Raw genomic sequence first — 21,235 nt, forward strand, 5'->3', positions numbered from 1 at the left:
CCTCGGACAGGGCGGCGAGTTCGCGGCCGGTCAGCACGTCGGGGGCCAACGCGTCGACGTCCAGCGCCTGATCGATGGGCTCGACATCCAGTCCGACCTCGGCCGCCCGGCAGAACGCCACCCCGACCAGCCGGCCGCCGTGCGTCACGGAGAACCGGATGCCGCCCGCCTCCTCCGCGCCCCGGAGGCGAACCTTGCCGTGCGGTCCGCCGCACTGCGGGCACTGCCGTACGAGAGGGACGTCCGCGGGGTCCGCCCCCAGGTACGCGCCCAGCGCGATCCGGCTGATGGCACAGCCCAGCAGGAACCGGTGCCGGTCGTCCGGGCGGGCGTACGCGTCGAGCCGGGTCCGTTCGACCGGGTCGAGGAGCCGTGCCAGCCCGTCGTGCGCGTCGTCCAGCCCGGCCCACCACACATGCACGGCACGGTCCGGAAGCGAACTGCCCGTCAATGCCCCGCTCCCTTCCCTCGATCCGACATCCCGTGGTCCCGTGGTCCGACGCCCCACGATCCGACGTTCCGTGATCCGGCATCCGGCGATCCGACGTTCCGGGGCCGACGTTCCGCGGTCGATGCCCGGCCGCAGGGGGCGAACCGTCGCCGTGGGCGGCAGTCCGCTCCCGCCCGGTGCACCGCCGCTGATCCGTCCGGGGGCACCCGTCGCCACTCGCCGGCGCAGGTCCGCTGTGCCGGGCCCCGACACCGGACCGGTGGAATTCCCACCCAAGCGGAATCTTGTGCTCCGCCGATCGCTTCCGTTCGGAACATCCTGCGGAAGGTGTCACCACTGAACGGAAGCGGCGAGGAAAAACTGCGGTACCGAAAAAGAATTTCCTCTCATGGAATATGGCACACCATGAGAGGAAATCGAAGGAAGGCTGAGCTTTCGAGGATCAGCTCAGTCGTCGTCACTCGTGGGGCGGAGATTCCGGGATTCCGCGATGCCGCGGTCCTGGTCGCGCTCTTCCTTGTCGTCCGAGGTCGTCGGCTTGCTGCCGAGTTCCCGCTGAAGAGCATCGAAGTCCGCTGAGGGAGACGAGTACTTGAGCTCTCGGGCCACCTTTGCCTGCTTGGCTCGCGCGCGGCCACTTCCCATAGCTGCATCTCCCCGGAACAGGAGCGGTGCGGCCGGCTCATCGACGGAACCGCTCGTCTTTTACGTCACGCAGCGTAGGTTACCATGTGCACTACACCCACGCCATGTCAGAGGGGCCCCGGACGGCCGTCCGGCCTGCGCCCGCGCCCCCGTCGACCGTCCCGCTCCCCGGGCGGGACGGATGGGTCGTTTCGCGTCGTCAGCCGCGCGATGTATGACCTCAGTTGAGTCGTTGGCCCTGCTCGGCGTCGCGGTGCCCGGGCCCGTCCGGGCGGCTCCCCGCCGTTCCCGTGGCGACGTGCTCCGCAGGGGCTTCCGACGGCTCCACCCGCTCCCGCACCCCCGCCGGTAGCCGCGCCGTCCCCCCAGGGGTGACGCTCAGTGAACGGCGCGCAGCAGGCGGGAGACGTTGATGCGGGTGGGCGACAGGTCCACCTCGATGCTCTCCATCATCCGCTCGCCATTGAGGCGGCCGTAGGCGAGCAAGTCCACATTCGCCAGGTTGAATTCCGGCCAGGTGTGAATGCTGAGGTGTGAGGCCGACAGCAGGAGAATTGCCGTCACGGCGCCGTTCGGGAATACGTGCGAGGCCTCCCCGAGGACCTTCGCATTTCCCTTCTGGGCCGCGCTGCGGAGCACCTCCAGAAGGCGGCGCTCATCCGTCAGAATGGTCGGGTCACCGACCCATACATCAACCGCGTAGGAGCACAGGTCGTCGACATTTATGTCTTCGGGGCCGGTGGCGAGGTCGTTCGTCATGGGCGATGGGGGACACGCGCCACGCGTCGACCCCCGTCTCCTTTCGCTGTGGTCTGAATTCCGATACGCGATGTTGCGGTGTTCCACACAGGCGGCAGCCCGACGCTCGGATGACGCCATTTTAGCATCCATGCCCCAAGTCGCCCTTCGTGAAGATCGTCCCACCTGGACCGCAGGCAGGACCGAACTCGACTGCTGCATAAGCGATCTGAATCGCCGTCGCCGTCAGCGATACGGCTCGGAGGGCGGAGCTGTTCGGGTGGTGCGGCTGCGGCGCAGGTGGTGAGGCCGGGTGCGGTGCCGGCCGGTCCGGTGCGGCCGACGGGTGCCGGCGACGCTTTCCGCCGGTGGGTGGGTGTTGTGCCGGGGGGCGGGCGGTAACGCGGCCTCGGGCGGCTTATCGTCAATGCCCTGCATAAACCGCGCTTTGCGGTGATGCGGGTGGCTGCCGAATACTTTTGATGTTCCGTCAGGAATAGGAGGCGTGCCTGCCGGGCCGGGAGCACGGCAGGAGGCCGGCCGAGTGGCGCGGCCCTGCCGCCGTGCTGTCGCGTCGCTGTGCCGCGCTGTCACGCTGCCGTGCTGTGCTGCGACGCCCCGGCGCCGGTGTGGTGGAGATCGCCTCGGCGGCGTGCGGACGCCGCTACGATCGGACGCAGTGGCCGTGCCGGTGTCGCCGGACGGTCCGACGGGGGCTCTCGCACGGGGTGAGTGGCGCCCGGCCCGGCGCCTGCTCCGGGGCGCCCGACGGGGCGTCAGGCTGCGCCTGTATCACAGACGTTCATCTATACTGCGAGATCATGCGTACATTTGGAACCCTATTGTGACGGGCCCGCGTTCGGGCGAACGAAGCCTCGGGGCTGAGGGAGTTCTGCACGAGGTGGCCGGCGCGGTCAGGCTGCAGGAGGGCGCACCGGGTGTGCGTTCGGTCCTGCGAGCGATTCGCCGACTGGCGCCCGCCTCGACCAAGGACATCAGCCGCGCGACCAGCATTCCGGTCCCCATCGTCGCCGCCGTCGGCAACGAACTGCGCCGCCGGGGCATGCTGACCGAGAAGCGGCCCTCTCGCCTCACACCCTCCGGTCTCTCCCTCGTCGCCGAGCTCGGTATGGATCTGGTGCTCGATCCGACCTGCGGCACCTGCGAGGGCCGGGAACTGGTCATCCCCGACGTGCTGGACGAGGCCGTGGAGCGGCTGACCGCCATCATGGCGGCGGGGCCGCAGGCCGACATGAGTCTGGACCAGTCGCTGTGCACCCCGGAGACCAAGGTGCGCAGGGTGCTGGCACTGCTCCGGGCGGGCGTGCTGCCGGGCGGTTCCCTGCTGCTGGTCGGCGACGACGACACGATCTCGCTCGCCGTCGCGGTCGTCGGGGAGGTCCTCGGTTCACCGCTGGTGGAGCGGGTCACCGTCGTCGACATCTCCCCGGAGATCCTCGGCCACATCGCGGAGGTCTCCGCCGGGTTCAAGACCAGGGTCGACACGGTCGAGCACGATCTGCGGCAGCCGCTGCCGGAGGTGCTGCACGGCCGGTTCGACGCGGCGATGACCGACCCGCCCTACACCCCGGAAGGCGCACAGCTGTTCCTCTCCCGGGCCGTGGAGGGGCTGCGTCCCGGCGCCGCGAACAGCATCTTCTTCTCCTTCGGCGCCAAGAGCCCGAACGAGATGCTGGAGGTCCAGCAGGAGATCATGGATCTCGGGCTCGTCGTCAACGGGTTCATCCGCAACTTCAACGAGTACGAGGGCAGCGGGATCCTCGGCGGCACCGGATTCATCCAGCACCTGCTCACCACCAGCGCCACCCAGGCGTCGGTGGGCGGCAGCTACGGCGGACCGCTCTACACGCGGGACAAGCGGTCCCGGCAGCGGGAGTACGAGTGCGTGTCCTGCGAGGCCCGTACGCCGGTCGGACCCGGTGCCCGGTGGAGCTCGGTCGGCGCGCTGCGCGCCGACGGCTGCCCGCAGTGCGGCGGCGGCCCCTTCAAGCCGCGTCAGCTGGTCAGCATGGCGGCGACCGGGGACGGTGCCGGGCCCGGTGATGGCAATGGTGCCGGTGATGGCAACGGTGTCGGTGACAGCAGCGGGGCCCGTGACAGCAACGGGGCCGGTGACGGTCCGGCGGCCGGGGACATTCCGCATGTCCGCCCGCCCGCGGAGCCGGCGTCCGGCCCGGGGGCCGATCCGGTGTCCGGTGCGGCGCCCGGTGCGACGTCCGGTGCGACGTCCTTCGGTGGATCCGAGCCGGTGGCGCCTGCCTCGGCCCCCGTATCGGCTGCTGCCGTCGAGCAGGCTCCGCTGTCCGTCTCCGCGACCGTGGCTCCGGGGGCCGAGCTTCCGGGGGCCGAGCTTCCGGAGCCCGTGCTTCCGGAGTCCGCGCTTCCGGGGTCCCCGCTTTCGGGGCCCGTGCTTCCGCGGGATGTGGCCGGGCAGCGCACCGTCGTCTGGCAGCCGCCCGTGGCGCGCGAGGTGCTGGCGAGCGTCGGGGAGCGGGCCGCGCCGTTCGTGACCCGGCCCGCCGATGAGCGCGACCTGGACGCCATCGCCGCCTTCGAGGCGGAGATCGCCCGGATCTCCTTCGGTGACGCCGCGGTCGACAACCCCGAGCGGCACCGGTCGCGGCTGTCCCGGGCGATGCAGAAGTCCCGTGCGGGCATGTACGTGGCCTGCGGTCCGGACGACGACACGGCCGTCGGCTGGCTGTGGATGAGCATCAACCAGAACACGATGACCGGCGACCGGTACGCCAACTTCCGTTCCCTCGCCGTGGCGCCGATCGAGCAGCGGGCCGAGGTCGGCGAACTGCTGATCGCGGAAGGGCTCGCGTTCGCCGTCGAGCACGAACTGATCGAGGTGGTCGGGAAGGTGCACGTGGGCAACGTGCCGATGCGCACGCTCTACCGGAAGTACGGCTTCGAGTCGACCCACATGGCCATGAAGCTGCAGCTGGCCGAGGTGAGGCGGGCCGGACGATGAGTCACCCGGTGCATCCGGCCGATGGTGCGCAGTCCCGTCCGGCGGGCGGTGACGGCGGGACCGGCGCCGTCGCGTTCGACCGGGTGAAGTGCGTCGTCTGGGACCTCGACGGCACCCTCTGGGACGGAGTGGCGGTCGAGTCCGAGACCGAGGTGCTGCCCGCCTTCCGGCCCTGGGTCCTGCGCACCATCGACCGGCTGGCCGAGCGCGGCGTGCTGAGCAGCATCGCCAGCCGCACCGCGCCGTCGGTCCTCGAAGCGCTGCGTGCGGACGCGGAGGTGGCCGAGCGGTTCGTCGCGCCGCAGGTCGGCTGGCAGGACAAGAGCGAATCGCTGCGCCTGATCGCCGAGGAGCTGGGCATCGGGACGGACGCGCTGCTGCTGGTCGACGACAGCCCCTATGAGCGGGCCGAGGTCGCCACCATGCTGCCCGGGGTGGCGGCCATCGCTCCGGAACAGGTGCCGGACCTGCTCGACGGCCTCGATTCCGGTCCGCTCACGGCGGACGCCCGGGAACGTGTCCGGCGTTACCGGACGGAAGCCGTCCGGAAGGACGCGGGGCGGCAGTTCGCCGGAACCCGGGAGGAGTTCCTCCGCTCCTGCGCGATGCGGCTCTCCGTCGGCACCGCGAGCGACGACGACCTGCCGCGGGCCGTGGAACTGGCCACCCGCACACACCGGTTGAACTCGTCCGGCCTGCCCCTGGACGCCGACCGCGTCCGGAAGCTGACGGCGGACGGTGGGCACGCCCTGCTGGTCGCCCGGCTGGAGGACCGTTTCGGGGAGTACGGGCTGATCGGCGCCGCGCTCGTCGAGCACACCGCCGACGCCTGGTGGGTCCGGCTGCTGGCCCTGTCCTGCCGGGTCGCCGGCCGCGGGGTGTCACTGGGCTTCCTGCGCTGGCTGATGGACCGGGCCGCGGAGTCCGGCGCCGCCGAGTTCCGGGTGGACTCCCGTCCGACCTCGGCCAATGTCGAACTGCGGCTGCTCTTCCGGCAGGCGGGCCTGCGGGTGACCGACGACGCGAGGGCGGAGGGCGGCCCGGTCACGCTCGGCCGTTCGCTGGAGGAGCCGTTGCCGGAGAACCCGTCGTGGCTGGACATTACCGGCCGGTAAGGAGACGCCGACGATGGCGCAGTACATGACGACGACCGAGGTGGAGCGGACCATCCGCGCGCTGCTCGCCGAGGCCCTGCGGACCGACCGGGAGGCCGTCGACCGGCTGCCCGCCGACACCGAACTCTTCGGGCCGGAGATCGCGCTGTCCTCGCTGGCCGGCGCCGCCCTGCTCCGCGGCATCAAGGCCCGCTACGGGGTGGACGTGGCCGAGGAGGACCTGAACCTGGACTCCCTCCAGTCCATCGCCACCCTCCGGGACTTCGTGGCCGCGTACCGGTGAGCGGGGTCGGCCCGGGCGCTGGTGAGAGCGGTGGCCCGGGGCGGTGAGCGGGTCGGCCGGGGGCCGGGGGAAGCGGTGTCCCGGGGCGGTGAGCGGGTCGGGGCGGTGCGGGAGCGGACCGGGCCGGGGCAGGTCAACGCCCGGCCCGGCGCGGGGTGTCAGGCCTGGGGGCCGCGCTTGCGTTCCATCATGTGACGGCCCAGGGCGCGCTTCTGCTTCCACTCCCGGAGGATGTCGGCGCGCAGCCGGGCATCGCTCTGGGAGGCGATGCGCTCGTTCTCCCGGACCAGCTTGCGGTAGCTCTCCAGCCGCCGCTCCGGCAGCGTGCCGTCGTCGATCGCTTCGAGCACCGCGCAGCCGGGTTCGACTGTGTGCGAGCAGTCGTGGAAGCGGCAGTCGCGGGCGAGTTCCTCGATCTCGGCGAAGGCCTGGGCGACGCCGTCCTCCGCGTCCCACAGCCCCACACCGCGCAGCCCCGGGGTGTCGATGAGGACACCGCCGGCGGGCAGTGGCAGCAGATCGCGGGTGCTCGTCGTGTGCCGCCCCTTGCCGTCGCTGTCGCGGGTGGCGCGGACGTCCTGCACCTCGTGCCCCAGCAGAGCGTTGGTGAGGGTGGACTTCCCGGCTCCGGACTGGCCGAGGAGGGCGGCCGTCCGGCCCTGTTCGCCGCCGAGGAGCTCGGTGAGCACCTCGATGCCCAGCCCGCTCTCCGCGCTGACCGGCAGCACCCGCACGCCCGGAGCGGCGGCCTCCGTATCGGTGGTCAGATACGACAGGCCGATGGCGTCGGGCACCACGTCCGCCTTGGTGAGCAGCACCACGGGCTCCGCGCCGCTCTCCCAGGCCAGTGCGACGAAGCGTTCGACCCGGCCGAGGTCCAGCTCGGCGGCGAGGGAGACGGCGATGAGGGCGATGTCGACGTTGGCGGCCAGGACCTGGCCCTCGGACCGCTGCGAGGACGTGGAGCGGATGAACGCGGTGCGGCGCGGGAGCAGCGCCCGGACGGTCCGCCACTCGGCGTCGATGGCCGCCCAGTCGCCGGTGCACGGGTTCCGGACCGGGTCCGGGGAGGTCACCGGGCCGGTGTCGGCGTGCAGGGTCAGCAGGCCCTCGCCCGCGTCGGCGACGGCCTCGCACCGGCCGCGGTCGACCCGCACGATGCGGCCGGGGACGAGCCCGTCGGCGGCGTGGGGGGCGAACTCCGCTGCGAGCGCGTCGGTCCAGCCGTAGCGGGTCAGCGGGGTCGGGGCGGCGGCACGGTTCAACACGGGACCCTTCGACGGGCGGCTCCGGCGGCGGACGTTCCCGCCGGTGACTACGGGGTGGGGCGGTTCGGTCTTCCGGATGCGGCGGCGCCCGCCGTGACGACGGCCGCGGCACCCCCTGCCGCCGTTCCACAGGCTCTGGCACCGCCGGGTGCGGCGGCACCTCGGCCCGGCGGGAACGGTGACCGCTCGGCTCCGGTGCCCGGACGCACCTCGGCCTCGGTCGAGGACGGCACGACAGCCCGTGGGCGGCCGCATGCGGAGCAGTGTAGTGCCGGGCCCCGGCACCTCCGCGAGGCCATTTCGCGGTGGACGAGCCCCTGGTGACGCTGCGTAGGGCGGCGGCGGGACGGTGGGTGACGTGCGGCCGGGCCGTGCGGCGCGGCGGCCGGCGGTGATGTTCGGGGTGCCGGGCGGAGTGGCTGACGGGCGAGTGTCAGTGGCGGGTGTCACGCTGAGTACCGAGCTGACCACCAGCTCTCCTCCTCATGGATGCGCGTATGGGACGTGCGAAGGGAATAGCCGTGATCACCACTGACTTTGTGCCCGGTTCCCCCTGCTGGATCGATCTGGGCGCCCCCGATGTCGCCGCCGCGACCGACTTCTACACCTCGGTCTTCGGCTGGGATTTCCAGTCCTACGACCCGGAGGGCGGCCAGTACGGCCTCTTCCGGCTGAACGGCAAGGCCGTCGGCGCGATCGGCCCGCTCACCGAGGAGGGCGCCCGGTCCGCGTGGATGATCTACCTCCACACCCAGGACGCGGACACCGCGGCCCAGTCCGTGGAGCGGCTGGGCGGCACGGTGCGGGTCGCTCCGCTCGACGCCGACGGCATGGGCCGGCTGGCCCAGTTCACCGACCCGCAGGGCGGCCAGTTCGCGGTGTGGCAGCCGCAGAGCAACAGGGGTCTGGAGGCGGTGGACGAAGCGGGATCCCTGTGCTGGACCGAGCTGTACACCACGGACACCGCCGCGGCGAAGGAGTTCTACGGCAGCCTCTTCGGCTGGCAGTTCCAGGACATGGAGCTGCCGGGCGGCGAGGGCGCCTACGGGCTGATCACGCCCGCCGGGCTGAACCCGGACCGGATGCACGGCGGACTGATGCAGCTCCCGGCCGAGCAGCTGACGGCGGCCGGGGGCCGTCCCTACTGGCACCCGGTGTTCGCCTCCGCGGACTGCGACGCCACGGTCGCCCGGGTCAGACAGAAGGGCGGCACGGTGCAGATGGGGCCGGAGGACGCGGAGGGCGTCGGCCGGCTGGCGGTCTGCCTGGACCCGGCCGGTGCGGACTTCGTGGTGCTGACCCCGAGCGAGGTGGCGGCCTGAGCGCGGTGCCCGGCCTCAGCCCTGCCGCGCCGCCATGCGCTCGACCTCGTCCTTGGCGCTCTTCAGGTCGGCACCGGTGATCTCCCGGTAGGCCTTGATCGCGGAGATCGTCCGGCCCTCCCGCAGCAGCGCCTCGACCCGGTGGAGATCCGGGCCCGCGGCCTGGAGACCGAGGTGGCCGAGGATCACATCGAGCTTCTGGTCCATTCGGGTGACCTTGCGGTCGATCCGCTGAATCCTGCGCTCCATTCCTGCGCTCAGCAGGATCACCACGGCGATGAGCACGTACACGGCGTATATCTCCATGATCCGGCATCGTAGCCCGTGGCCGAGAAGTGACCCCGGAGCAATGGCCGGGAGCGGCAGGGGGGTTGGGATGCGGGCGCCGGGGCGGCCGAGCGGGGGCGGGCCGCTGCCCGTTCGGTCGCGGTCCCCGGGCCCGGGGGTGCGTCCCCGGCCCGGGGGTGCGGTCCGGGGCGGGTGCCGGGGGCCGGCGCGGGGTGCCGCACGGACCGGACCGCAACCGCGGCGGTGCCGGTGCGGGCGGCCGGACGTCACCCGAATGGCTCGCCCACCGGCCCGGAACGGCTGTTCGGGCGCAGGGTGGTGCCATGTGGTCCCGACGACTCGCCCTGGGCGCCGTGGTGCTGCCGCTGGCTCTGCTGGTGATGCGTGATGCCCCCGTGCGGCTGCTGCCGCCGGAACCCGCTGCCGTCGGCCCGGCCGCGCCGCACACGGCCCCGCAGCCCGCCATCGTCAAACGGTCGGTGTGGCGGGCGGACGAGCACATGGTGCGGCACCGGGCGACGTACACGGGTCCGGTGAACGCCGTCTTCATCCATCACACCGGACATCCCAACGGCTATGACTGCGCCGACGTCCCGGCCATGCTCCGGGCGCTGCAGATGGACCACATCCGGGTCGAGGGCTGGGACGACATCGGCTACAACTTCGTCGTCGACCGCTGCGGCAACATCTACGAGGGCCGGGCGGGCGGCATCGGACGCTCGGTGCACGGTGCCCACACCCAGGGGTTCAACGACGACAGCGTGGGCATCGCCGCGCTGGGCAATTTCGGGGCCGGGGTGACCGTGCCGAAGCCGCTCCTGGAGGGCATGGCGAAGCTCGCCGCGTGGAAGCTGCGGCCCGGCGTCGATCCACGGGGCACCGTACGGCTGGTCTCGACGAACGGTGAGAGCCGGTACCGGAAGGGCGCCACCGCCGAATTCCATGTGATCTCCGGGCACCGGGACAGCCACCAGACCCGCTGTCCGGGCGACGCGCTGTACGACCGGCTGCCCGCGATCAGGGACACCGTGGCCCGCATGAGGAAGGACTGAGGTGCGGAAGGGCTGAGGCGCGGAAGGGCTGAGGTACGGAAGGACCGAGGTACGACGAGGCACGGGGGACGGGCGGGGGTGTGGCGCGCACGTATGCCTGAGGGGCGGTGTTCTCCCTCCGTTTCCGCCTGCTGCCGTCATTACCCGGCAGATACCCGTCCCGGAAGCATGGCGGTGGGTGACCGACCACCCATCGACTCACGAACGGGGCTTGCTTTCCATGCGCATCACCAGCCGGTTCACCACGTCCGGGAGAGCCACTGCGTCCGGGGGAACCACCACGTCCGCGAGGGCCACGCTGTTCGGGGGAACCGCGACGTCCGGGGGAACCGCGACGTCCGGGCGGGCCCGGGCCGAGAAGGCCGAGAGGCGCTTGGCCAAGAAGACCAAGACCAAGACCAAGAAGACCGAGGAGGCCAGGAGGAGCGCGGCGGGCACGGGGCTGGCAGCGGTGCTGCTGCTGGCCGCCGCCGGATCGTTGCTGCCCGCCGGCCCCACGGCGGCGGACACCGGGCGGACGGCGACCACCGGGGGGATGACAACGCCCGGGCGGAAGGCGACCGCCGGAGGGACAGCTACCGCCGGAGGGACAGCGGCCACCGGCCGAGCGGTGGCGGGCCGGCCGACGGACGGCGTCTGGCGCATGGACGGCTACGGCACCGTTCTGGCCGTGCACCGCGGTCGGCTGCGGGAGTACCAGACCACGGCGGTCAGCTGTCTGCGCGGGATGAGCGGGCGCAGTACGGACGAGGGCGGGAGCGGCTCCCGGGCCGTCCGCTTCGCGCTGTCCGACGACGAGACCGGCACGCTGACCGTCGGCCCCGGACCTCGGCCCTCCCGGGCGTCGTTCCAGGTGCACGGGTCTGCGGGCGACCGCGGCCTGCGGCGCATCGGGGCGTTGCCCGCCGCCTGCACCCGGCCCGTCCCCGACGACCCGCGGGCCGCCTTCGACGTCTTCTGGCGGAGCCTCGAGGAGAACTATCCGTTCTTCGCGGCCAAGGGCATCGACTGGCAGGCGGTACGGGACCGCTACCGGCCCGAGGTGCACGCCGGAACCACCGACGACGAACTCTTCGCCGTCTTCCGCAAGATGATTGAGCCGCTCCACGACGCCCACGTCAGCATCGACGGCGGCCCCGGCCGTCGCTTCGGGACGAGTCGCCCCGGCACCACCCTGCCCGGCCCGGACCTGGACCGCGATGTCACGGCGTACATCCAGGAACGGGACCTCGGCGGGCGCCCGTTGCGGACGTTCGCCCGGGGGCGCATCGGATTCGCCGACCTGCCCGGAGGCCTCGGTTATCTGCGCCTGTCCAGCTTCTCCGGCTGGACCGACGACCGGCACCCCGGCTACGCCGCGCACCGGAAGGAGCTCGACCGGGCCCTGGACGCGGTCCTCACGCCGGAGCGCACCCGCGGCATGCGCGGCCTGATCATCGACCTGCGGATCAACGGCGGCGGCTACGACGCGCTGGGGCTCCGGCTCGCCTCCCGCCTCACCGACCGCACCCACCTCGCGTACGCCAAGCGCGCCCGCAACGACCCGGCGGATCCGTCCCGGCACACCGAGCCGCGGCCGGTGTACGTCCGGCCCGCCGACGCGCCGCGCTTCACGGGCCCCGTCGCCGTGCTGACCGGTGGCAGCACCATCAGCGCGGGGGAGACCTTCACCCAGGCCCTGATGGACCGGCCGGGGCGGACGGTCCGCATCGGGGAGCCCACCCAGGGCGTGTTCTCCGACGTCATGGGACGCGCTCTGCCGAACGGCTGGACCGTCGGCGTGCCCAACGAGGAGTTCCTCACCTCCTCCGGCCGCACCTTCGACGGCGCAGGGGTTCCCCCGCACCTCGCCGAACCCGTCTTCACCGAGGCGGAGTTCGCGCACCGCCGGGACTCCGCGTTCGACCGTGCGCTGACGGTGCTGCGGCGGCGTCCCGACGACCGGTCCTAGGTCGGGTCGTCGAACTCCCCGAACCCTGCCGAACCCTTCCGAACTCTTCCGGGCCGGTGCGGGAGGGAGCCGGTCTGGTCCGATAGCCAGTCCGGGAGGGAGCCAGTCCGGGAGGGGACCCGGGGGCGCGCTCGGCGCACGGGGGTCGAGCGCGCCCCCGCCGCGGCGGGTGGCCGTGTGTGCCGTGCGGAGGGGGAGGGAGCCGTGGGGAGCGGGTGGCGCGGAGGGCGGTCCGGAAGGGGACGTCCACGGAAGAGATTTCCGCGTACACGGGTATGACGTGGACATGGCGCGCATATGATCTGGAGCCCCCCACGGAAAGGCAGTCCCATGAAGAAGACCTCCGCTCGGAGGATCACCGGCCGGATGCTGCTCGCTCTCGGCTGTGTGGCGGTGATGACCCTGTCGGCCACCGCCGCGGGCGCCGCCGAGCGCTTACCCCGCACGGCCACCGACGCGCACCCCGACACCCACACCCACACCGACTCCGGAACCCACACCGGCACCCGCACCGACTCCGGCCGGGGCGGCCGGTGCGTGGTCGTGTACTTCGACCTCGGCGAGACGCTGGTGCACACGGCCGAGGACAAGAGCATCAGCTACATGCCGGGAGCCGCCGCGCATCTGCGCGCGCTGCGCGCCCGCAACATTCCTGTCGGCCTGATCACCAATGTGCCGTCCTCCTGGGGCGCGACCGACGCGGAACGGGCCGCGGAGCTGAAGAGAGTGATCGACAAGGACTGGAAGGGGTCGCGCCCCTTCGACTGGGCGGACTTCGGCGACCGGATCTTCACCCCGCGCACCGAGGAGGAGCGGAAGCCCGCGCCCGCGCTGTGGCAGCGGGCCAGGGACGCCGCCGGGGGCTGCCGGATGGTGTACCAGGCGGAGACCGACGACGAGATACAGGCCAGCCGGGACCTCGGGTACGTGCCCTACCTGGTGGGGCGGCGTAACTGGCCCGCCTACATGCCGGCTCGGCTGATCACGGCGCTCGCCCATCTGCCGCAGCTGCCCTCCCTGCCGTCCCTGCCGCGTCTGCCGAAGGGGAACGCGGCTGCCGTCCAGGCCGGTTGAGCCCTGCCCGGGCACCCGGGCACCCGGGGCCGGGGCCGGGGCCGACGGGTCGTGCCGCTGAACCCGCGGAGTCGCCGAACCGCCCGGCGGAGAGCCAGAACGGCGGAGAGCCAGAACGGCAGAGAGGCCGTGCGGCAGAGCGGCAGAGAGACCGAGCGGCAGGGCGGCAGGGCGGCAGATCCGCGGATCCGCAGCTCGGCCGCGTGCGGTGAGTGAAGCAGTGGAGCCCCGGGTCGATGGCCCGGGGCTCTGGTGCCGATACCGGCCGTCCGCCGGGAGCGGGGCCGCTCGGATCAGGTCGCTCCCCGCCGGGGCGGGCTACTCCCCGCCGGGAACGGCCATCTCGCCCAGCAGCGACCAGTCGTCCTGCGGGATGTCCGCGTTCACGATGCGCGGGGTCTCGGCCAGGTGCGGCGGCAGGGTCCGCTGGGCGGTCCGGAAGTGCTCGGACTGCACGTGGGCCGCGCCCGCGTCGCCGTCCCGGAAGGCCTCGACCAGCACGTACTCCGTCGGGTCCTCGATGCTGCGGGACCAGTCGAACCACAGGCAGCCCGGCTCGCGGCGGGTGGCCGCGGTGAAGTCCGCGGCGATCTCCGGCCAGCGGTCGGCGTCCTCGGGACGGATCCTGAACTTGGCGGTGATGAAGATCATCGGCTTCCTCTCGTCTGGACCGCGCACCCGGTCCGCGCGCCGCCTCCTCGTCTCGTGCACGCACGCTACCAAGGTCCACGAGCCCGGCGCGCAGCACCGCGCCCCACCCCGCGCAGGGCGCTGACCGGCGGAGATACGGTTCGCCGATGCGATTCGCCGATGCGGTTCGACTCGGAGGTCCGCCCCTGAGGATCCGGCGCGGGCGTCCGCACCGGATTCCCGCGTTCCGCCCGTCGGTTAGCGGGCCACGAACTGGGTGAGGATGGCCTGTACCTCGTAGATGTCGACGCCCTTGGTGAACGTCTTCTGGATCGGCGTGGCGCTGCCGGAGAGCCAGATCTTGAGCTCCGCGTCCAGGTCGAAGGTGCCCGCGGTCTCCACCGCGAAGTGGGTGATGCTCCGGTACGGAACGGAGTGGTACTCCACCTTCTTGCCGGTGATCCCCTGCTTGTCGACGAGGATGAGCCGGTAGTCCGTGAAGAGGATGGTGTCCCGGATCAGCAGGAAGGCGGCGTGCACCTGCTCGCCCTGCCCCAGCAGCCGCGCGTACTCCTGCTGTGCCGTCGCCGGATCGATGGTGTGCGCGTTCCCGAACAGTGCCATGACGGCCCCCCGCGTGGTCAAAGTTGCACGATCTTCGCACTGTATACCGGACCGGTGCGGGGCGAAGGGCGTCCCTTTCAACGTCCCCGCACAGCAGTGCTGTTCGGCCCGCGTATGGCCGCGTGCGCGGTCGGGTCAGTCGGCCGGGTGGGCGAGTCCGGTGCTACGGGCGGTCTCGACGCGGGTGCGTTCGTAACCCGCCCGGTCCACGATCGGCCAGGCCGCGCCTCCGATGGCGAGGACACCGCGGGCCGGCAGCGGCGCGTCGCCGATCCGTGGGTTCCGCTGCAGCCGGACGGGCCGGCCGAGGTCGGCGCCGTCGAGCACGGCCCGGGAGTCCTCGACGAAGTACATCCGTCGTGGCATGAGGATCCCCCGGTGGCCGCTCGGCATCACCCCGGTCAGCCGCAGATCGCCCATGCCCAGGGCGCGGGCCATCAGTTCACGGGCCCGGACCAGGGCGCGCGGTCGCCACGTGGCGGGCGGCAGGGCGGCGCCCACCGCGTTGATCACATCGAGAAGCCGGGTGGACGAGGCGGTGAGACTCCAGTCCAGGCGGAGCGCGTCCACGGTCACCCGCAGGGACGCCGGACCCGTCCAGGTGAGACCGATGCGGGCGAATCCGGTCCGGTCGCAGGCGGCGCCGTAGTACCGGGGGCAGGCCGTGTCCAGCCGCGGGCCGTCGACATGGATCGACCAGCTGCCGGCCGGGTCGCGGTGCCACAGCGTGCGGTAGGGCGCGAAGGAGTTCTCCGGGAAGACGCGCAGCGCCAGGACGTGCCCGGAGTCGAAGGGCAGCCCGAACACGCCCCAGCCCTGTACGTATTCGTGGTGCGGCCAGGGCGCGCGGTCCCGTGCCGTCGGGAGGTCCGACAGAGCGGAGGACAGGTCGAGCATCGGCATCACCCCGCGCGGTCGGCTCGTGGGTTCGCCCCGCTCCGCGTTTCGAACCCTGTTCCGGCTCCGGTTCCAGCGTAGAGCGGGCGGGGCCGGACGGCAGTGGCCCGCGGACGGCAGTGGCCCGGGGAGGGCGGGGCCGGTGCCGGGGCGGAGGAGGGGCGGCCCCCGGCGCGGTGCGAAGCGGTCCTCCCACGGGGTGCGGATCCGTCCGGGGTGACGCCCCGAGCGGGCGTGGCAGGGAAGGGCCCCGCGGTCCCCCGGGCCGGGGTGGGGACCGCACCAGCCCGCGGTGGCTGGGCTGCTCCATGGTCACCGGACACCCCGGGGAACAACGCTTGCGGCATGACACCACGCATGCGAACACCCCTGTTGCTCGCTCTCGCCGCGGTCGCCGGCACCCTGGGTTCGGCCGCCCCGGCCACCGGCGCCGGCCCCGCGGCCCCGACGTCCGCAAGCTCGACGTCCGGAAGCTCGACCGCCGGAGCCCTGTCTGCCGGAGCTCTGACTACCGGGGCTCTGTCTGCCGGAGCCCTGACTACCGGGACCCCGGCTGCCGGGACCCCGGCTGCCGGGACCCCGGCCTCCGGAACCCCGACGGCTGCCCGTGCCGACGCCCCGGCCGTGTTACCCGGCCTCGACTGGAAGCCCTGCGCGACGCCCGACGGCCCCGCCGGGCAGGAGTGCGCCACGCTGCCCGTGCCGGTCGACTACCGCGACCCGGACGGTCCGCGGCTCACCCTCGCCGTGACCCGGCTGCGCAGCGAGGAGCCCGCCGCGCGGCGGGGCACGCTGCTGATGATTCCCGGCGGGCCGGGCGGATCCGGGGTGCAGCACCTGCGGCGCAAGGGCGAGGCCTTGCGGAAGGCGACGGCCGGGGCCTACGACCTCGTCAGCCTCGACCCGCGTGGCGTCGGCGGCAGTACGACGGCGAGCTGCGAACTCGACCCCGACGACCGGCATCTGGTGAACCTGCTCGCCTGGCCGGATCCGGACGGCGGCATCACGGGGAACGTCGCCCGCGCCCGGCGCGTCGCCGAGGCGTGTGAACGGCACGGCGGCCCCGTGCTGCGCAGCATGACCACCGCCAACGAGGTGCGCGACATCGACCGGTTCCGCCGGGCGCTGGGCGAGCGGACGCTGTCGGCCTGGGGCGTCTCGTACGGCAGCTATGTGGGGGCGGTCTACGCCCAGAAGTACCCGCAGCACACCGACCGCTGGGTCCTGGACAGCGCCGGGGACCCCGATCCGGCCCGGGTCGCCTACGGCTGGCGGCGGAACACCGCGGCGGGTGCGGACGACCGCTTCCCCGACTTCGCGGCCTGGGCGGCGGACCCCGCCCGGGAGGACGAGGGGCTCCGGCTCGCCCGGCGGCCCGAGGACGTACGGCCGCGGTTCCTGGCCCTGGCCGCGCGGCTGGACCGCGAGCCGAAGCGGTCGAACGTGCCGGATGTCCCGCTCACCGGCAACCGGCTGCGGCAGGCGATGCAGGTGGCCCTGGAGAGCGACAACGCGTTCCCCGCCCTGGCCCGGCTGATCAGGGACGCCCGGGACCCGGACGCCACGCCCGTTCTGCCGCCCGACGTCGCCGGTCCCCTGCCGGACGCGGAGGCCGCGGCGACGATGGCGACCGTCTGCAACGACGTGCGCTGGCCGACGTCGGTCCCCGCGTACCGGCGTGCGGTGGCCGCGGACCGCGCCCGGCACCCGCTCACGGCGGGAATGCCGGCGAGCGTGCCGGCGTGCGCCTTCTGGAAGGACGCGCCGGTGGAGAAGCCCACGCGGATCACCGGTGACGGCCCGTCCAACATCCTGATGGTCCAGAACCTCCGGGACCCCGGCACTCCGTACTTCGGGGCCCGGAGGATGCGCGAGGCCCTCGGCGGACGGGCCCGCATGGTCACCGTCGACCGGGGCGGGCACGGCGCCTACCTGGACAACGGCAACGCGTGCGGCGACCGTACGGTCACCGCGTTCCTCACGACCGGCGAGCGCCCGGACCGTGACACGGTCTGCGGCGCGGAACGGGCGCGGGGCCGGTGACGCCCCCGGCCCGGGCGGGTCGGTCGGTGAACCACCGGGCCTGCCTCCGACGATGCGGGCCTTGCGCGTCCGCCTCATCCGGGGAAGGGATTCCAGCCAGGCCCTGACCAGGCCCGCACAACGGTCCGTCCCCGGGCGACCAGGAGCAGCGGGCGGGCGGGGCAGGCCCGTCCACTGCCCGCCCCCACCTCCCGTCCTGACGGGAGGTCACCTCCGATACGCCCTTCCCCCTCCCCGATCATGTAACGACTTCTAAACTCACCGTTACTGGGGGTGCTGGCGGAGGGGGAGCCGGATGACGGTGAACGGAACGCTCGGGCCGGACGACGACACCGCGTCCGAACCGACGCTGGAGAGCCTGCTGTCGGTGATGGGCACCGGGGCGCTGGAGCTGTGCGTGGCTCCGCGCGGCCTGAAGGTGCCGGTCGCGGGCGTCACGCTGTTCGACCCGCTGGAGCCCGGGATTCCGCCCGGGCAGGTGCTGCTGGCGGTGGGGATCGATCCGCAGTCCGCGCTCGCGGTCGACTGCGTGCGGGACGCCGGCCGGGCGGGGACGGTCGCGGTGGTCTTCGGGCGGGGCGGTACGGGGCCGGCGCCCGCGGCGCTGCGGGCCGCCGCGGAGGACGCGGGGACGGCCGTGCTGTTCCGCACCGCGTGGTTCAGCTGGACGAAGCTGATGGCCGAGCTGCGCGCGGGCCTGTTCTCGGTGGGACTCCCCGCCGATCCGGCGCTGGCAGGGGTGGCGCTGGGCGACCTGAACGCCCTCGCCGACGCGACGGCCGCCCTGGTCGGCGGGTCCGTGACCGTCGAGGACATGGAATCCCGGGTCCTGGCCTACTCCTCGACCGAGGAGGACGTCGACGAACTGCGCCGGCGGACCATCCTCGGCCGCCGGGTGCCCCAGTGGCGTGTCGCCGCGATGCAGGAGGCCGGTTTCTTCCGGGCCCTGTGGGGCTCGGGGGACGTCATCCACCGCCCCGAGCACGGGGAGAACCCGGAGCGGCTGGTGGTAGCGGTCCGGGCGGGCGGCGAGGTGCTGGGGTCGATCTGGGTGGCCGCCGCGGGCCGCTCGCTGGCACCCGACGCCGCCGACACCCTCCGGTCGGCGGCCCGGATGGCCGCCGTGCACCTGGTCCATCACCGCTGCCACCGCGGGCAGGCCCGGCTCGTCGAGGAGGCGGCCCGCGCCCTGCTGGACGGGCGGGGGCCCGCCGAGGCGCTGGCCGAGCGCGCCGCCTTCCCGCCGCACGGACACTGCGCGGTCCTCGCCGTACGGACCGGGAACGCTCCGGGCGGCGTCGACCACGGGAAGCTGACGAGCCTGCTGGGGCTCCAGTGCACCGCGTACGGCCACCAGACCGTGGTGGTGACGCTCGACGGGGGCGCCCTGGTGCTGCTGGGCACCCTGGATCCGGCCCGGCAGCGGGCCGAGGACCAGGTGGCACGGCTGGGCACGGCACTGGCGCGGCAGCTGTCGGAGGTGTTCGGCACGGCCGTGCGGATCGGTCTCGGCACGGTCGTCGGAGCCCTGGCGGAGCTGCCCGAGTCCCGGCGGTCGGCCGAACTGGCCGTACGGGCCCTGGTGTCGGCCGGCGGGAACCGTGCCGTGGCCTTCGCGAGCGAGGTGGCCGAGGCGGTCGCCCTGAACCAGGTCATGGACGCGCTGGAGGGGCTGGCCCCGGCCCCGGAGACCCCGGTGGCCCGGCTGGTGGCGCTCGACGCCAAGCAGGGCGGCGGCACCCTGCTGGAGACCCTGCGGGTGCATCTCGACCACTTCGGTGATGTGCCAGCCGCCGCCCGGGTGCTGGGCGTGCACGCCAACAGCCTGCGCTACCGCATCCGTCGGCTGACCGAGCTGTCGGGCATCGACCTGCGCGACCCCGACGCCCGCCTGCTGGCCCACCTGCAACTGCGCCTGCTCGCCCACGGCGGGGGCGAAGCGGAACGTCCCGGGTGACGGGGAACGTTCCCGGGTGACGGGGCCGGCTCCTTCGTCCTTGGTGCCGGCGCACGACGCCGGCCCGCCGCCGTAGTCCTCCCGCACCACAACCGCGTGCCACCGTCCCGCCGTTGCCCTGCGCCGACAACGCGGCCGGGAAAGTCCGGGGAACGCCACGAAGACCCGGCCACCGGACCGGGGCGAACCTGATGGCACGCCCGGCTACGAGCGACCAGCGGGACGGTCGGCGGTCGGCGGGCGGCCCAGGACATCGACCTCGGAGGAGTCCCCATGAGCAGGACGGCAGAACGGCGCGAACAGATCCTGCGGGCAGCCGTCGAACAGGGACTGCTCGACCCCGGAACGGCCGTGCCGGCCGGCTTCGTCGACCTCGACGGCATCGCCGAGAGCGTCGCGGCCCTGCACGGCGCGTTCCCCGACGGGCTCCCGGTCCGGCACGCCTTCGCGGCCAAGGCGAACTGCCTGGTTCCCGTCCTGGAGGAGCTGTGCCTGAACGGCATGGGGTGCGAGGTCGCCAGCGCCGGCGAGCTGGCCCAGGCGCTGGCGGCCGGCTTCGACCCCGCGGACATCGTGTACGACGCCCCCGCCAAGACCGTGGCGGAACTGGAGCAGGCGCTGCGCCTGGGTGTCGCGGTGAACGCCGACAGCTTCCAGGAACTGGCCCGCATCGACCGGCTCCTGGCCGACCGGCCGTCCGCCTCCCGGCTCGGCATCCGCGTCAACCCGCAGGTCGGCGGCGGTGCGATCGCGGCGATGAGCACGGCCACCAGCACCTCGAAGTTCGGCATCCCGCTGGAGGACCCCGGCAACCGGCAACGGCTGCTCGACGCCTACCGGGACCGCCCCTGGCTCACCTGGGTGCACACTCACGTCGGTTCGCAGGGCTGCCCCCTGGACCTGATCGCCCAGGGCATCGCCCGCGCCGTGGAGTTCGCCGAGGAGATCAACGAGACCCTGGGCCACCCCCAGGTCGTCGGCATCGACATCGGCGGCGGGCTCCCGGTCAACTTCCGGAGCGACGAGGTGACCCCGGGCTTCGCCGCCTACGTGGACCGGCTCCGGGCGCACGCGCCCGCCCTGTTCACCGGCGCGTACGAGATCGTCACCGAGTTCGGGCGCTCGCTCCTCGCGAAAAACGGCTTCACCGCCGCCTATGTCGAGTACACCAAGACCGTCGGCGGGCGGCCGGTCGCGATCACCCACGCCGGCGCCCAGGTCGCCACCCGGACCGTGTTCGCCCCCGACGCCTGGCCGCTGCGGGTCGACGCCCACGACTCCCGCGGCGCCGCCAAGCACGGGCGGACGACGCGGCAGGACATCGCCGGGCCGTGCTGCTTCGCCGGGGACCTGCTGGCCCGCAACCGGCCGCTGCCCCTCCTCGACGTGGGCGACATCGTCGTCCTGCCGGACACCGGCGCCTACTACTTCTCCACGCCGTTCCTGTACAACTCGCTCCCCGCGCCGGCCGTGCACGGCGTGCGCGTGGACGCCGACGGGCAGGTCACCTTCCGGCTCATCCGCCCGGCGCAGACGGTGGAGCAGCTGCTCGCCGCGGCCGGTACGCGCCCCCTGGCCACCGCGGCACCGGCGCTTCCGGTCTCCTGACGTGCTCCCGGCGGTCCCGGCACGGCCACCGGGCCGGGAGCCGGCCGGCCACCGGGCCGGGCCGTCCGGCACACCGTCGGGCCGGGATGCCCTTCACGACACCGGACCGGACGCCCGGAGTGAGCGTCGGGCCGGGACGCCCGCACGGGCCACCGGGCCGGGATGCCGTACCCGGCCGGTCATCAGCGCGTGCGGCCGTCCCCGGCCCGCGCCCGATGCACCGACCCACCCTCCAGGGCTCCGCGATCCCCCGCAGGGCTCCCCGATCCACCCGCCCGCCCCAGGGCGGCC

The 21,235-nt window shown here is 73.3% G+C and carries 19 protein-coding genes; 10 read left to right on the forward strand and 9 right to left on the reverse strand.

All coding sequences use genetic code 11. The annotated features are described in order from the left end of the window. The 3 genes from ABT112_RS07740 to speD form a co-directional block, all read right to left on the reverse strand. Nucleotides 1-451, reverse strand: a 451-nt coding sequence (locus tag ABT112_RS07740) for a 4'-phosphopantetheinyl transferase family protein (RefSeq protein WP_502975275.1), incomplete at its 3' end; no start/stop codon positions are given. Nucleotides 452-898: 447 nt separating this feature from the next. After that, entirely contained in the window at nt 899-1,060 is a 162-nt protein-coding gene (locus tag ABT112_RS07745) for a DUF3073 family protein (RefSeq protein ID WP_502975276.1), read from the reverse strand. 414 nt (nt 1,061-1,474) lie between these two features. Next, nucleotides 1,475-1,855: an S-adenosylmethionine decarboxylase gene (gene speD / locus ABT112_RS07750; RefSeq protein WP_351506700.1), complete on the reverse strand. Its 381-nt coding sequence runs from the start codon at nt 1,853-1,855 to the stop codon at nt 1,475-1,477. A gap of 919 nt (nt 1,856-2,774) precedes the next feature. On the opposite strand from speD, the gene ABT112_RS07755 reads away from it, so the two are divergent. From ABT112_RS07755 to ABT112_RS07765, 3 genes are read left to right on the forward strand one after another with little or no spacing between them, the layout of a single operon-like run. Beyond that, nucleotides 2,775-4,832 carry a GNAT family N-acetyltransferase gene (locus tag ABT112_RS07755; RefSeq protein WP_351506702.1) on the forward strand — a complete coding sequence of 686 codons (2,058 nt, stop codon included), beginning with the start codon at nt 2,775-2,777 and terminating at the stop codon, nt 4,830-4,832. Then, nucleotides 4,829-5,947, forward strand: coding sequence for an HAD-IIIC family phosphatase (locus tag ABT112_RS07760; protein WP_351506704.1), 1,119 nt, complete (start codon nt 4,829-4,831; stop codon nt 5,945-5,947). Before ABT112_RS07755 ends, ABT112_RS07760 begins: the two co-directional genes overlap by 4 nt. Nucleotides 5,948-5,960: 13 nt before the next feature. Further along, on the forward strand, nt 5,961-6,230 hold the full coding sequence (locus tag ABT112_RS07765; protein WP_351506705.1) for an acyl carrier protein: 270 nt from the start codon (nt 5,961-5,963) through the stop codon (nt 6,228-6,230). Between the two features lie 158 nt (nt 6,231-6,388). Here the strand turns inward: ABT112_RS07765 and rsgA are convergent, their stop codons facing one another. Beyond that, entirely contained in the window at nt 6,389-7,495 is a 1,107-nt protein-coding gene (rsgA, locus tag ABT112_RS07770; RefSeq protein ID WP_502975277.1) for a ribosome small subunit-dependent GTPase A, read from the reverse strand. 524 nt (nt 7,496-8,019) lie between these two features. On the opposite strand from rsgA, the gene ABT112_RS07775 reads away from it, so the two are divergent. Next, complete coding sequence (locus ABT112_RS07775) at nt 8,020-8,820, forward strand: VOC family protein (RefSeq protein WP_351506709.1); 801 nt, start codon at nt 8,020-8,022, stop codon at nt 8,818-8,820. Nucleotides 8,821-8,835: 15 nt separating this feature from the next. Here the strand turns inward: ABT112_RS07775 and ABT112_RS07780 are convergent, their stop codons facing one another. After that, on the reverse strand, nt 8,836-9,126 hold the full coding sequence (locus ABT112_RS07780; RefSeq protein ID WP_351506711.1) for a hypothetical protein: 291 nt from the start codon (nt 9,124-9,126) through the stop codon (nt 8,836-8,838). A gap of 305 nt (nt 9,127-9,431) precedes the next feature. Here ABT112_RS07780 and ABT112_RS07785 point away from each other — a divergent pair, with 305 nt between their 5' ends. Further along, nucleotides 9,432-10,160: a peptidoglycan recognition protein family protein gene (locus ABT112_RS07785; RefSeq protein WP_351506713.1), complete on the forward strand. Its 729-nt coding sequence runs from the start codon at nt 9,432-9,434 to the stop codon at nt 10,158-10,160. 198 nt (nt 10,161-10,358) lie between these two features. Here ABT112_RS07785 and ABT112_RS07790 read toward each other — a convergent pair whose 3' ends face one another. Beyond that, nucleotides 10,359-10,541 carry a hypothetical protein gene (locus ABT112_RS07790; protein WP_351506714.1) on the reverse strand — a complete coding sequence of 61 codons (183 nt, stop codon included), beginning with the start codon at nt 10,539-10,541 and terminating at the stop codon, nt 10,359-10,361. A 154-nt stretch (nt 10,542-10,695) separates the two neighbouring features. Here ABT112_RS07790 and ABT112_RS07795 point away from each other — a divergent pair, with 154 nt between their 5' ends. Both ABT112_RS07795 and ABT112_RS07800 read left to right on the forward strand, forming a co-directional pair. Next, on the forward strand, nt 10,696-12,111 hold the full coding sequence (locus tag ABT112_RS07795; RefSeq protein WP_502975280.1) for a S41 family peptidase: 1,416 nt from the start codon (nt 10,696-10,698) through the stop codon (nt 12,109-12,111). Between the two features lie 330 nt (nt 12,112-12,441). Continuing rightward, a complete protein-coding gene (locus ABT112_RS07800) occupies nt 12,442-13,185 on the forward strand; it encodes an HAD family hydrolase (RefSeq protein WP_351506716.1) in 744 nt (247 codons plus the stop codon). Between the two features lie 318 nt (nt 13,186-13,503). Here the strand turns inward: ABT112_RS07800 and ABT112_RS07805 are convergent, their stop codons facing one another. From ABT112_RS07805 to ABT112_RS07815, 3 genes are all read right to left on the reverse strand, one after another. Then, nucleotides 13,504-13,836, reverse strand: a complete 333-nt coding sequence (locus ABT112_RS07805; protein WP_351506719.1) for a putative quinol monooxygenase — start codon at nt 13,834-13,836, stop codon at nt 13,504-13,506. A gap of 237 nt (nt 13,837-14,073) precedes the next feature. Then, on the reverse strand, nt 14,074-14,439 hold the full coding sequence (locus ABT112_RS07810) for a PH domain-containing protein (protein ID WP_351506721.1): 366 nt from the start codon (nt 14,437-14,439) through the stop codon (nt 14,074-14,076). Nucleotides 14,440-14,574: 135 nt separating this feature from the next. Further along, nucleotides 14,575-15,336, reverse strand: a complete 762-nt coding sequence (locus tag ABT112_RS07815; protein WP_351506723.1) for a hypothetical protein — start codon at nt 15,334-15,336, stop codon at nt 14,575-14,577. Nucleotides 15,337-15,960: 624 nt separating this feature from the next. Between ABT112_RS07815 and ABT112_RS07820 the strand changes: the two genes are divergently transcribed. From ABT112_RS07820 to ABT112_RS07830, 3 genes are all read left to right on the forward strand, one after another. Continuing rightward, nucleotides 15,961-17,379, forward strand: coding sequence for an alpha/beta hydrolase (locus tag ABT112_RS07820; RefSeq protein WP_351506725.1), 1,419 nt, complete (start codon nt 15,961-15,963; stop codon nt 17,377-17,379). Nucleotides 17,380-17,674: 295 nt separating this feature from the next. Then, a complete protein-coding gene (locus ABT112_RS07825) occupies nt 17,675-19,336 on the forward strand; it encodes a PucR family transcriptional regulator (protein ID WP_351506727.1) in 1,662 nt (553 codons plus the stop codon). A 273-nt stretch (nt 19,337-19,609) separates the two neighbouring features. Beyond that, nucleotides 19,610-20,944 (forward strand): type III PLP-dependent enzyme domain-containing protein, encoded by a 1,335-nt coding sequence (locus tag ABT112_RS07830; RefSeq protein ID WP_351506729.1) that lies wholly within the window; start codon nt 19,610-19,612, stop codon nt 20,942-20,944. Nucleotides 20,945-21,235 lie beyond the last annotated feature (291 nt).

This window comes from Streptomyces sp. NPDC002055, assembly GCF_040296705.1.
Classification (GTDB): Bacteria; Actinomycetota; Actinomycetes; order Streptomycetales; family Streptomycetaceae; genus Streptomyces.

What these genes read in the sequence shown, in the direction of transcription:
- ABT112_RS07780 (WP_351506711.1), bottom strand. Translation starts at nt 9,126, where the DNA reads ATGGAGATATACGCCGTGTACGTGCTCATCGCCGTGGTGATCCTGCTG.
- ABT112_RS07800 (WP_351506716.1), top strand. Translation starts at nt 12,442, where the DNA reads ATGAAGAAGACCTCCGCTCGGAGGATCACCGGCCGGATGCTGCTCGCT.
- ABT112_RS07760 (WP_351506704.1), top strand. Translation starts at nt 4,829, where the DNA reads ATGAGTCACCCGGTGCATCCGGCCGATGGTGCGCAGTCCCGTCCGGCG.
- ABT112_RS07795 (WP_502975280.1), top strand. Translation starts at nt 10,696, where the DNA reads ATGACAACGCCCGGGCGGAAGGCGACCGCCGGAGGGACAGCTACCGCC.
- ABT112_RS07785 (WP_351506713.1), top strand. Translation starts at nt 9,432, where the DNA reads ATGTGGTCCCGACGACTCGCCCTGGGCGCCGTGGTGCTGCCGCTGGCT.
- ABT112_RS07825 (WP_351506727.1), top strand. Translation starts at nt 17,675, where the DNA reads ATGACGGTGAACGGAACGCTCGGGCCGGACGACGACACCGCGTCCGAA.
- ABT112_RS07815 (WP_351506723.1), bottom strand. Translation starts at nt 15,336, where the DNA reads ATGCTCGACCTGTCCTCCGCTCTGTCGGACCTCCCGACGGCACGGGAC.
- ABT112_RS07805 (WP_351506719.1), bottom strand. Translation starts at nt 13,836, where the DNA reads ATGATCTTCATCACCGCCAAGTTCAGGATCCGTCCCGAGGACGCCGAC.
- ABT112_RS07810 (WP_351506721.1), bottom strand. Translation starts at nt 14,439, where the DNA reads ATGGCACTGTTCGGGAACGCGCACACCATCGATCCGGCGACGGCACAG.
- speD (WP_351506700.1), bottom strand. Translation starts at nt 1,855, where the DNA reads ATGACGAACGACCTCGCCACCGGCCCCGAAGACATAAATGTCGACGAC.
- ABT112_RS07830 (WP_351506729.1), top strand. Translation starts at nt 19,610, where the DNA reads ATGAGCAGGACGGCAGAACGGCGCGAACAGATCCTGCGGGCAGCCGTC.
- ABT112_RS07765 (WP_351506705.1), top strand. Translation starts at nt 5,961, where the DNA reads ATGGCGCAGTACATGACGACGACCGAGGTGGAGCGGACCATCCGCGCG.